The organism is Streptomyces sp. NPDC002785, assembly GCF_040295565.1.
Classification (GTDB): Bacteria; Actinomycetota; Actinomycetes; order Streptomycetales; family Streptomycetaceae; genus Streptomyces.
The window spans coordinates 1-9,883 of sequence record NZ_JBEOVN010000241.1 but is presented as its reverse complement, the minus strand read 5'-3'; the positions used below and the strand labels follow the sequence as shown (position 1 = coordinate 9,883).

Annotated in this window: 10 protein-coding genes and 1 pseudogene; 3 read left to right on the top strand and 8 right to left on the bottom strand. The window is 70.1% G+C overall.

Features of this window, described 5'->3' with window-relative positions:
- Positions 1–72 precede the first annotated feature (72 nt).
- The 8 genes and pseudogenes from ABTZ94_RS33445 to ABTZ94_RS33405 all read right to left on the bottom strand — a co-directional run bounded on the left by ABTZ94_RS33445 (position 73) and on the right by ABTZ94_RS33405 (position 7,409).
- Complete coding sequence (locus ABTZ94_RS33445; RefSeq protein WP_351206543.1) at positions 73–1,047, bottom strand: hypothetical protein; 975 nt, start codon at positions 1,045–1,047, stop codon at positions 73–75.
- 146 nt (positions 1,048–1,193) lie between these two features.
- A pseudogene (locus ABTZ94_RS33440) lies at positions 1,194–1,487 on the bottom strand (fumarylacetoacetate hydrolase family protein); the annotation flags it as partial.
- Between the two features lie 163 nt (positions 1,488–1,650).
- Positions 1,651–2,505, bottom strand: coding sequence for an alpha/beta fold hydrolase (locus ABTZ94_RS33430; protein WP_351206542.1), 855 nt, complete (start codon positions 2,503–2,505; stop codon positions 1,651–1,653).
- Between the two features lie 82 nt (positions 2,506–2,587).
- Complete coding sequence (locus ABTZ94_RS33425; protein ID WP_351206541.1) at positions 2,588–3,313, bottom strand: alpha/beta fold hydrolase; 726 nt, start codon at positions 3,311–3,313, stop codon at positions 2,588–2,590.
- Between the two features lie 408 nt (positions 3,314–3,721).
- Positions 3,722–4,441 carry an alpha/beta fold hydrolase gene (locus tag ABTZ94_RS33420; protein ID WP_351206539.1) on the bottom strand — a complete coding sequence of 240 codons (720 nt, stop codon included), beginning with the start codon at positions 4,439–4,441 and terminating at the stop codon, positions 3,722–3,724.
- A gap of 17 nt (positions 4,442–4,458) precedes the next feature.
- Entirely contained in the window at positions 4,459–5,430 is a 972-nt protein-coding gene (locus tag ABTZ94_RS33415; protein ID WP_351206537.1) for an alpha/beta hydrolase, read from the bottom strand.
- Between the two features lie 190 nt (positions 5,431–5,620).
- Positions 5,621–6,349, bottom strand: a complete 729-nt coding sequence (locus ABTZ94_RS33410) for a helix-turn-helix domain-containing protein (RefSeq protein WP_351206535.1) — start codon at positions 6,347–6,349, stop codon at positions 5,621–5,623.
- Positions 6,350–6,542: 193 nt separating this feature from the next.
- Entirely contained in the window at positions 6,543–7,409 is an 867-nt protein-coding gene (locus ABTZ94_RS33405; RefSeq protein WP_351206533.1) for an alpha/beta fold hydrolase, read from the bottom strand.
- A gap of 699 nt (positions 7,410–8,108) precedes the next feature.
- On the opposite strand from ABTZ94_RS33405, the gene ABTZ94_RS33400 reads away from it, so the two are divergent.
- The 3 genes from ABTZ94_RS33400 to ABTZ94_RS33390 all read left to right on the top strand — a co-directional run bounded on the left by ABTZ94_RS33400 (position 8,109) and on the right by ABTZ94_RS33390 (position 9,763).
- Positions 8,109–8,408: a hypothetical protein gene (locus tag ABTZ94_RS33400; protein ID WP_351206531.1), complete on the top strand. Its 300-nt coding sequence runs from the start codon at positions 8,109–8,111 to the stop codon at positions 8,406–8,408.
- Positions 8,409–8,573: 165 nt separating this feature from the next.
- Positions 8,574–9,236, top strand: a complete 663-nt coding sequence (locus ABTZ94_RS33395; protein ID WP_351206529.1) for a hydrolase — start codon at positions 8,574–8,576, stop codon at positions 9,234–9,236.
- 5 nt (positions 9,237–9,241) lie between these two features.
- Positions 9,242–9,763 carry a DoxX family protein gene (locus ABTZ94_RS33390; protein WP_351206527.1) on the top strand — a complete coding sequence of 174 codons (522 nt, stop codon included), beginning with the start codon at positions 9,242–9,244 and terminating at the stop codon, positions 9,761–9,763.
- Positions 9,764–9,883: the final 120 nt, after the last annotated feature.

The following is a 9,883-nucleotide window of genomic DNA, read 5'->3' as shown; positions in this document are numbered from 1 at the left end:
CTTTTCTGGGTGGCCGCGGGGGCCCCGGGCCCCCGCCCGGGGCCGGTGCGGCGGCACGGGCGTGCGGCCGGCTTACCGGGCGGGGTTGATCCGGGCGGCCAGGAGGTTGGGGTCGTTGTTGGTGAAGTAGGCGCCGCTGGCGATGTAGGCCGTGTTGCCGCGTACGGCGAGCGAGGTCGGGTTCTCCAGCCCGTCGGCGCCGGTCAGCACGACGGTGTGGCTGCCGTCCGGCCTGACCAGGGCCACCTCGTTGTCCGCGTTGATCGCGGCCAGGAGGGTGTCGCCGCGGCCTGTGAACGCGAAGTCGTCGATGTCGATCAGGCCGGTGGCCCGGGTCTCGACGGGGCCTGCGATGCCGTACCGGGTGACCGGGACGCGCAGCACGGTGCCCTTGTCCAGGTTGGACACCCAGGCCGCCCCGTTGTGGATTTTGATGCCGTTGGCTCCGAGGAATCCGGCGGCTGCCAGTTCGGGCGCGGTGGCCCACCGGGTGGGCGTGCCCCCGGTGACGGGCACCCGCCAAACCGTGCCGAGGACCGAGTCGGCCACGTACAGCCGGCCTTCGTGCCGGTCGAGAGCCAGGCCGTTGGGCAGGCCGTCGGCCGGGAGCGCGGCGATGCGCTGCGGGACGCCGCCGGGACGTAGGCGCCACAGGCCGGTCAGGTCGCTGCTGCCGGTGGCGTACAGGAAGTACAGCGTCCCATCTTGGGCACGGACGATTCCGCCGAGGAAGGGCGAGGAGAGGGCAGGGGTGTCGGCGCCGGCCGGAGGCTGGGGCAGGGTGGCGAGGACGTGCACCCGGCCGTCGGGGTGGATGCGGGCCACCTGACGGCTGTAGGCGAAGGTGACGACGGCGCTGCCGCCGGGCTCCAGGGTGATGTTCTCCGGTCGCTGCCCGGCGGCCATGTCCAGGTGCGCCACGAAGCGCACGTCCGGCTTCGGGGCGGCGGTGGCCGCGGTCGTCGGGCCGGCCGCGGTCATGGCGAGGGCCGCCGCCACGGTCGAGACCAGGAGGCCGGTGCGCGTCCCTGTCAGGAATCTGGGCATGTGGGATCTCTTCTCTTTCTCTCTGATTGCAATGGTGGTGGGGGTGGGGCCGGTGGGCCCTCGCCGCTGGGGCCACCGGTGCGCCGGGCGCTTGAGACGTCAGCTGCCGCCCGTCGCGGACCTCGTAGAGGGTCAGCCGACGAATGTTGTCGCAGTTCGCCGATGCCCTGGACGGAGCTGACGAGCTCGTCGCCCGCGGCCGGCCGGCGCTGAGGTGTGCGGCCGAGGCCGACACCGGCTGGAGTGCCGGTGAAGATGACGTCTCCCAGCAGCAGCGGGAGTACCCCGGACAGCTTGGCGATGAGGGCGGGGACGGAGAATATGAACTGCCGGGTACGGCCACGCTGCATCTCCTCACCGTTGACGGCGCAGGTCAGCTCCAGGTCGTCAGGGTCATCGAAGGCAGACCGCCTGTGGGTCGGAGGAGAACAGTGCGCCACTGGCTGTGTGGACGTCGGCCGCCCGGTTGTGCGTGGCGGCGACGGCGCACGAGGCCGCCGAGGTCACGTCGGGCACATTCGACGCGTACCTGTCGGCCAACCGCACCTGCGAGATCGTGCCCTCTTGCGGAATGTCGCCGGCGTGGGCGAGGAAAGCGTCCGGTCAGTGGCTGGAGCGGACGGAACGGACCGCCCGCAGGATCAGGCCGGTGACAGGGCCGGGATCGCTCACGGCGGCTGCGTGCGGGGCGCGGACGGTGACCGTGCGGGAGCCGGCGCGCTCGGCCATCCAGCGCTCGGCGGCCGGCGGGATGTTGCGGTCCTCGGTGGCCACGAGGTACCAGCTGGGGATCCTCTTCCACGCGGCCGCGGTGGCCGGCTCCTGGAGAGCTGCCAGGGTGATCGGACGCTGTCCGGCGGCCATGACCTGGGCGGTCGTTCGGGGGACACCGGCCGCGAACTGCTTGTGGAACAGGTCTTTCTTGATGACCAGTTCCTCCCCCTGACCGCCGTCGGGCAGCGGGTAGTACTGGGTAGCGGTGGCCTGTCCCAGGGTGCTGCCGGGGAACTTGTCGGTGAGCTGGAGCGCGCTCTCCCCGATGTCGGGAACGAAGGCGGCTATGTAGACCAGTGCCTTGACCTGCGGGGCGTCGGCCGCGGCCTGGCTGATGACCGCTCCGCCATAGGAGTGCCCCACCAGCACGATCGGTCCCGTGACGCTGTCCAGAACGCTGCGAATGTAGGCGGAGTCGCTTGCCAGTCCGCGCAGTGGCAGGGCCGGTGCCAGTACGCGGTGGCCCTGTTGCTGCAGGCGTTCGACGACCGCGCTCCAGCTGGAGGCGTCGGCGAACGCGCCGTGGACCAGGACGATGGTGGGCGTGGCTGTGCGCCCGTGCCATTCGGCCGAACGGTCGGCCGTCGCCGACTGCGCGGCATGCGCGACGCCGGCGGTACCCAGGGCGGCTGCGCCGGCCAGGAGGGACACGGCCATGGTGCGGCGTGAGATCGGTGGGTTCATCGTTCGCTCTCTGCGAAGGGGGGGAGGCGGCCGTGGTGTGACGGCCGGTCGGTCGTACGGGCGCGAGCGGGTGCGCGTGGGGTCAGTCGGAGGTGGCCCGTACGGCTTCCTCGATCAGGTCGACGACGCGCTCGGGGTGGGCGAGCATCACCAGGTGGGAGGAGTCGACCTCGACGGTGGTCATGCCGGCCCTCTGGTAGCCGTAACGCTCCACGTCGGGGTTGATGGTGTGGTCGGACGAGGCGACCAGGCCCCAGGACGGCTTGGTCTTCCAGGCCGCGGCCGGGGCCGCGTCGGCAAAGGCCTGTGCGGCCAGCGGGCGCTGGGACACGGCGAGGACGGAGGCGAGCCGGGGGTCGACGTCGGCGGCGAAGATGGCCGGGAACTTGTCGGTTCGGACCGACACGTCGGTGCCGGGCGTGGCCGAGCCCTCTATCGGGAAGGGGGTGTAGACGAGTGCGGCGGCGAGGTCGCTGTCCGGGAAGCGGCCCTGCAGTTCGCCGAGGCTCTCGCCCTTCTCCAAGGCGTAACCGGCCAGGTAGACCAGTGCCTTGACGTTGTCCTCGGTGCCGGCGACCGTGATGACGGCGCCACCATAGGAGTGGCCGACCAGGACGACCGGACCGGGGATCTGCCGGACGATGGAGGCGACGTAGGCGGCGTCCCCTATCAGGCTGCGGTTGGGCACGGCCGGGGCGACCACGTCCAGGCCGCGGGCGATCAGCCGGGGGATGACCTGGGCGTAGCTGGAGGCGTCGGCGAAGGCGCCGTGCACGAGGACGACGGTCGGCTTGGCGGAACTGGGCATGGGGAAACTCCCTCATCAATGGGGTGGTCGGCTGTCGTGCGGCCTGTCGGCCGGGTCGGGGCTGCCGTGGTGGCCCGTTTGCCGTGAGATGTCGCGAGCCGGCCTCGGGACCGGTTGGTGTGCGGTGTGCACTGACCGGGCGGCCGCGGACTCTGCGGGAGGGTTCCCGCCGGACCCCGCGCGGGTCTTGTCGAGCGGGAAATCGCCGACACGTGAGTAACTCTAGGGACTGCCGGGCGGTGTGATTGTCTGTCCGCGCCCTGGCTGTGGCCTGTGCGTGCCCACGTTGTCGGGCGGGCACCGGCTGGGCGGCGTTGTCCTGGCACGGAAGTGGGCCGGGGCCGCAATCGGCCCCGGCCCGCCCGTAAGGTACTTGCCTCGTCCTCTCACGTCACCCGGCTGTGTGCGTCAACTCGTCGCGCGAACGGCGTCGCGGATCAGGTCCGCCACCGCCGACGGCCGGGAGATGGCGACCGCGTGGGAAGCGCCTTCCAGTTCGACGGTCGTCGCACCGGCCCGCCTGGCGCCGAAGCGTTCCACATCGGGGTTGATCGCCTGGTCCGCGTCGGCCACGAGGGCCCAGCAAGGTTTCGTCCGCCAAGCCGCCGCAGAGGCCGCCTCGGTGAACGCAGAGGCGGCCAGCGGACGTTGGGAAGCTGCCAGCACCCTGACGACGGACGGGGAGACATCGGCGGCGAAGACTGAGGGGAATGCCTCCGGGGCGATGCTGACCTCGGTGGCGGTCTTCCCTCCGTCGGTCGGGTAGGTCCACTGCTTCAGGCTGCGGACGAGCGGAGGAGCGGGAAAGCGGTCCTGCAACTCGCTGAGGCTCTCGCCTTCTTCGAGGGCATAGGCGGCGATGTAGACGAGTCCGACGACGTTGTCCGCAGTGCCCGCCACGGTGATCAAGGCACCGCCGTAGGAGTGGCCGACGAGCACCACCGGACCGTCGATCTGGGAGACCACGGAGGCCAGGTAGGCGGCGTCGCAGGTCAGGCCGCGCAGTGGGTTGGCCACCGCGAGGACCTCGATGCCGTCGCGCTGGAGTTCGTCGATGACGCCGAGCCAGCCCGCGGCGTCGGCGAAGGCGCCGTGCACGAGGACGACCGTGGGAGGAGCAGGAGACATGTGTGGACTCATTCTTCTCACACCGTGTTCAGCGCGGTGCGCAGGGTGTCGGCGGCCAGCGTGATGGCGGCCTGGGCGGCGTGGGTTTCGCGGAGGGCGTTGAGCATGACGAAGTCGTGGATGATGCCCTGGAAGCGGACGGCGGTGACGGGGACGCCGGCTTCGCGCAGCTTGTTGGCGTAGGCCTCGCCCTCGTCGCGCAGGACGTCGGCCTCGCCGGTGATGACCAGGGCCGGGGGCAGGCCGGTGAGCTGGTCGGTGGTGGCCCGTAGCGGGGAGGCGGTGATCTGGGCGCGGTCGGCCTCGTCGGTCGTGTACTGGTCCCAGAACCACTGCATGCCGTCGCGGCGCAGGAAGTAGCCCTCGGCGAACTGGTGGTAGGAGCCGGTGTCGAAGTTCGCGTCGGTGACCGGGTAGAACAGCACCTGTTGCACGAGCGGTACGTCGCCGCGTTCCTTGGCCATCAGGGTCAGTGCGGCGGCCATGTTGCCGCCGACGGAGTCACCGGCCACGGCCAGCCGCGAGCCGTCCAGGTTCTTGGACGCGTCCTGCTGGACGACCCACTTCGCGACCGTGTAGTTCTGCTCGATGGCGACCGGGTAGCGGGCCTCGGGTGAGAGGTCGTACTCGGGGAAGACCACGGCGGCGTTCGCGCCGACGGCGAGTTCGCGGACCAGGCGGTCGTGGGTGTGGGCGTTGCCGAAGACCCAGCCGGCGCCGTGGATGTAGAGGATCACCGGCAGGATCCCTTCCACGCCGGCGGGGCGCACGATGCGTGCGCGGACACTGCCCGTCGGACCGCCCGAGACGGTGATCCATTCCTCGTCGATCTGCGGCTTGCCGGTCTCGCCGGACTGCACCTCGTCGACCGCCTCACGGCCCTCGGCGGGCGGCAGGTCGAACAGGTACGGCGGGTTGGCGGTGGCCTCCGCGAACGCGGCGGCCGCGGGCTCCAGCACCGGCTGCACCGGCTCGACAGTGTGGGACATACCGAACTCCTTGTTTCCGATGGTGTGCCGGATCTGCCGGCAGGAAGGGGGAAGGGCCGCGCGCGACGGCGCTTCTCACGGCCCACGGCGCCACGCTACGACGCCGTGGCTCCTCGGATGACGGGCTCGCGCACCAGTGCTGGCGCCGTAGCGCACTCAAGTGGCCCGTCGGCGGCGCCGGACGCAGGTGTCAGAGATTCCGTTCCTGGACGGAAGCCGAGACCTGCCATTCGCTGGGCGACTCGCCGTAGGCCTGGCGGAAGAGACGGCTGAAGTGGGAGGGGCTGGCGAAGCCCCAGCTCTGCGCGACCGCGGCCACGGAGCGCCTGCGGTTCGGCAGCCGGCCGAGGTCGAGGCGGCAGGCGGCGAGCCTGCGCTGCCGTACATGCGTACTCACCGTCGTGCCGTCGCCCTGGAAAAGTTTGTGCAGGTAGCGGACGGATATGTGGTGGGCGCGCGCGATCGACTCCGGCGACAGGTCTGGGTCCATCAGGTTCTCTTCGATGTACGACCGTATGCGGGCCAGCATCTCGCTGCCGTTCTCGGTGGACTCGAACCGGTAAGGCACGAGGAGTTCGGCAACGAACAGGGCGATGACGTCCACGGCGTTGAGGGCGAGCCGCTTGCCGTTTATCGAGTTCCACAGCCCGTCCTCGCCGATCAGCGCGGCCAGGAACTTCGACACCAGTGCCGCGACGCCGCCGGCTCCGCTGACCCGGAGGCCCGTCAGGTGCCGCACCTCGTCCTGCGCGATCCCCAGATAGGAGCAGGGGATGCGGAAGAACGCGAATTCATTGCCGCCTACCAGGTGCTCGGGGCGCAGGGCGTCGAGGAGAACAAGGTCACCGGCCGCCGGGGAGGGCTGAGCTTCCCTATGGGGAAACGTCTCCGGTGAGAGGAGTTTGAGTCCCAGGTACAAGCATGCGTCATCTCCTTTCTGCGATGCCCAGGGAAGTGTTCTGCAGTGTCCGGAATCCGCGCCTTGAGGAATTTGGGTAGTGCGCTTTTCTGCGCTTTTCGGCATGCGTGAAATGACCGACTTGGTCATTAAGAGCTCCAGTCGTGCCGTTGTTCGTCAAAGTGATGTGAAGTGCCCGCGTATTGCGCGGGATTTACGGGATCGCGGTGTGAGGGACCGCGTCCGCGACTTCGGAAAGGAGGGTGTCGACCACCGCGTTGAAGGCAGGCGGGTTTTCGAGGAAGGGGAAGTGGGAGTTCGCAACACCGGCCGGGAATACATGGAGCCGCGCGCCAGGGATCCGGCCGGCGATGAACTCCTGCGAGGCTGGGCTCACATGGCTTCCCTCGCAGCCCATCACCAGGGTCGGCACGTCCACTCGGGGAAGGACGTCGCGCCAGTCCTGCGCGCAGTGGTCGTAGAGCAGGGGCACCCCGACGTAGGACGGGGTCGACTTGACGTGTTCGGCGACGAACGCGATGAGGTCGCGGTCGGGGTCACCGGAGAACATGCCGCGCACGAAGTTGTCACGCACCTGCTCGCCGTCCGGGCCCGCCAGCGCGGCGCCGAGTTCCGGCAGCCCGGCCACATCGAAGATGGCGCCGGAGTCCCGCTGCTCCTCGAGGCTCAGCCAGGGAACGGCCGCCACGGCCGCGGGCTGGTCCACGGCGACGAACCGGCGGATCCGGCTGGTGCCGTACTGGTCGATGAAGCTCCACCACACCGAGGCACCCATCGCCCAGCCGAGCGCGTCGAAACGATCGAGGTCCAGGTGATCGACGAGGTCGAGGACGTCACGGGCCAACCGGGCGATGCGGTAGCCGTGCCGCGGTTTCTCCGAGAGCCCGTGGCCCCTGAGGTCCAGTGTGATGACGCGGCGGGCCGGAGCGAGACCGTCCATCTGGTGTCGGAACATCGCCTGGGTCTGTCCCCAGCCATGCAGCATGACCAGGGGAACGCCATCGCCCCCGCTGTCCCGGTAGGTCAGCCGCACGCGGTCGTCCGTCGTCAGCTCGCCCATGATCCCTGTCTCACTCTCCTGCCAAGCCTTCACGGCGTACCTTGCTCCGCCGTGTCGGCAACCCACGCGATGGCCGGCCGACGTCGTCGTCGGCTCGCGCCTGAACCGATTGTCGTTCGACCAGGTCCGTCGCCACCACCGCGCTTCGTAGGGATTGGCCGACGAAAACCACGTCACTTCGTAGCAGTGGAACCGACAGGCGGGGCAGGGAGTGGCGGTCGGTCCGTTCAGTCGGTGGTGGCGTGCCCGTCCGGTTGCAGCAGTTCCCGGATACGCAGGCCAAGGTGCAGGACCAGCCGGTCCGGGCCGCTGTCCAGGTCCAGCCCGGTGATCTCCTGGATCTACCGCAGCCGGTAGTACAGCGAGCTCGCTCAACTGGAGCAGGACCGCGCGGTCGTGGTGACCGCGACGGCGCCGTGCGCCGACCGCGTGCGGCGGAAACTCTCCAGCGCACCACGCAGCGCGTTCTCGACCTGCCCGGGTGGCTAGTGGGAACGAGCGTGTGGACGGCCGCGCGGATGCCGACCGGGGTTCTGACCGAGGGACAGCGAGCTGCGTCGGGGCGAAGGGCCGGGCAGCATGGCGGCGCGGCTTTGCACGGGTCCTGTGCCCTCCTGGCTGAGCCGCTGGTACAGAACGTTCCGTCGCGGAGCATGGCGAAGGGGGCATCGGTTTGTTGTCGGGCAAGGCAGAGCGCGGGTGGGCGAGGCCGGCGAACGCGGAGCCGGCAGTCCGGAACAGGGTGGCCACTCGGCGCCGGCCTGCTTCCTGCACCCTTCGGGCTACGACGGTGTGCCGCATCCGGTGCGGGCGCCGTTCTATTCCGGCTCGCTGCTGCCGAGTACCCGCTCGGCTGACGCCGAGTGCGCTGAGCTGCGGGTCTGGCCGGTGGACGAGGTGCTTGCGACCTTCCGTTTCCATGCGGTGGAGGAGATCGACCTCGATGTCGAACCGGTTGAGGCGGGCGGCGACAGCGGGGCGACGGCGCACGTGGCGTGATCGAGGAGCGGACGGTGGTCCCGGTCCTGGGCGGGTAGTGCACTGTCGTGCCAATTCCTGGGCGCAGGGAGAAAAGTCGGTCGGTCGATTCGGTCATAGCTTTGGGGTGTGCCGAGCCGCGGGAATGCGGCGGGCGCGATACCGACTGTTCCGAAAGGACTTCTTATGTTCGACATCAACAAGGTGCAGGCTGCCCCCAGCGCGGACCTGCTCACGCCCGACAACGCGGTCATGCTTTTCGTGGACCACCAGCCGCAGATGTTCTTCGGCACCGGGAGCGGCGACCGCGCCGCGATCATCAACAGCACCGTGGGTCTCGCCAAGGCGGCTCAGGCGTTCGATGTGCCGGCCGTCCTGACCACGGTCGCCGCCGAGTCGTTCTCCGGCCCCCTGCTGCCGCAGCTGGCCGAGGTGTTTCCCAAGCACGAGGTCATCGACCGCACGACCATGAACGCCTGGGAGGACGAGGCGCTCGTGGCGGCGGTCAAGGCGACCGGGCGCAAGAAGATCATCCTGGCGGGCCTGTGGACCGAGGTCTGCTTGGTGCTGCCCGCGCTGTCCGCGCTGGAGCAGGGTTACGAGGTGTACGTGGTCTCCGACGCCTCCGGTGGCGTCAGCCCGGCCGCCCATGAGCACGCGCTGCAGCGGATGATCGCCGCCGGCGCGGTGCCGGTGACCTGGGTGCAGGTGCTGCTGGAGCTGCAGCGTGACTGGGCGCGTCAGGAGACGTACGGCGTGGTCATGGAGATCGTCAAGGCCCACGCGGGCGCGTACGGCCTGGGTGTCGTGTACGCGCAGAGCATCATCGGCGCGCACGCGGCCGGCTGACCTCCTTGGACATCGGCATTCTGATCCTGCGTCTGCTGGTGGGCCTGCTCGTCGCCGGCCATGGGGTGCAGAAGATCAGCTCACACCTGGGCGGCAGGGGACTCGAGGGCGGTACGGAGGAGTTCCGTGCCGACGGCTTCCGCGGCGGAGCCCTCACCGCCCTGGCGGCGGGCGGTGGCCAGATCGGATCGGGTCTGCTGCTCGCCGCCGGCTTCCTGACCCCGCTCGCGGCGACCGGGGCCATTGGAGTCATGACGGTCGCTCTCACCGTGAAATGGCACAACGGCCTCTGGGTGCAGAACGACGGGTACGAGTACCCGCTCGTCCTCATCGGCACCGCCGCCGCTCTCGCTGCCACCGGGCCAGGCGCTTGGTCGCTCGACGCGGCCCTCGGCCTCACGCCGTACCCGCTGTGGTGGGCGGCCCTCGCTCTCGTGGTGGGTCTCGGCAGTGGGCTGCTCACCCGGCTCGTACTGCATCGGGCGGCCCCGGCGGCGCCGCAGGGCGCCGCCCACGGCGGGCGCTGAGCGCGAGCCGCGCAGACCGGGCCCGGCCGCCCCCCGGGCCCCCCGGCGGGCGGGCGGGGCCCGCCCACATGGGGAGGGCGGGGGGTAGGGGAAGAGTGTGACGGGGACGGGGTAGTTGTC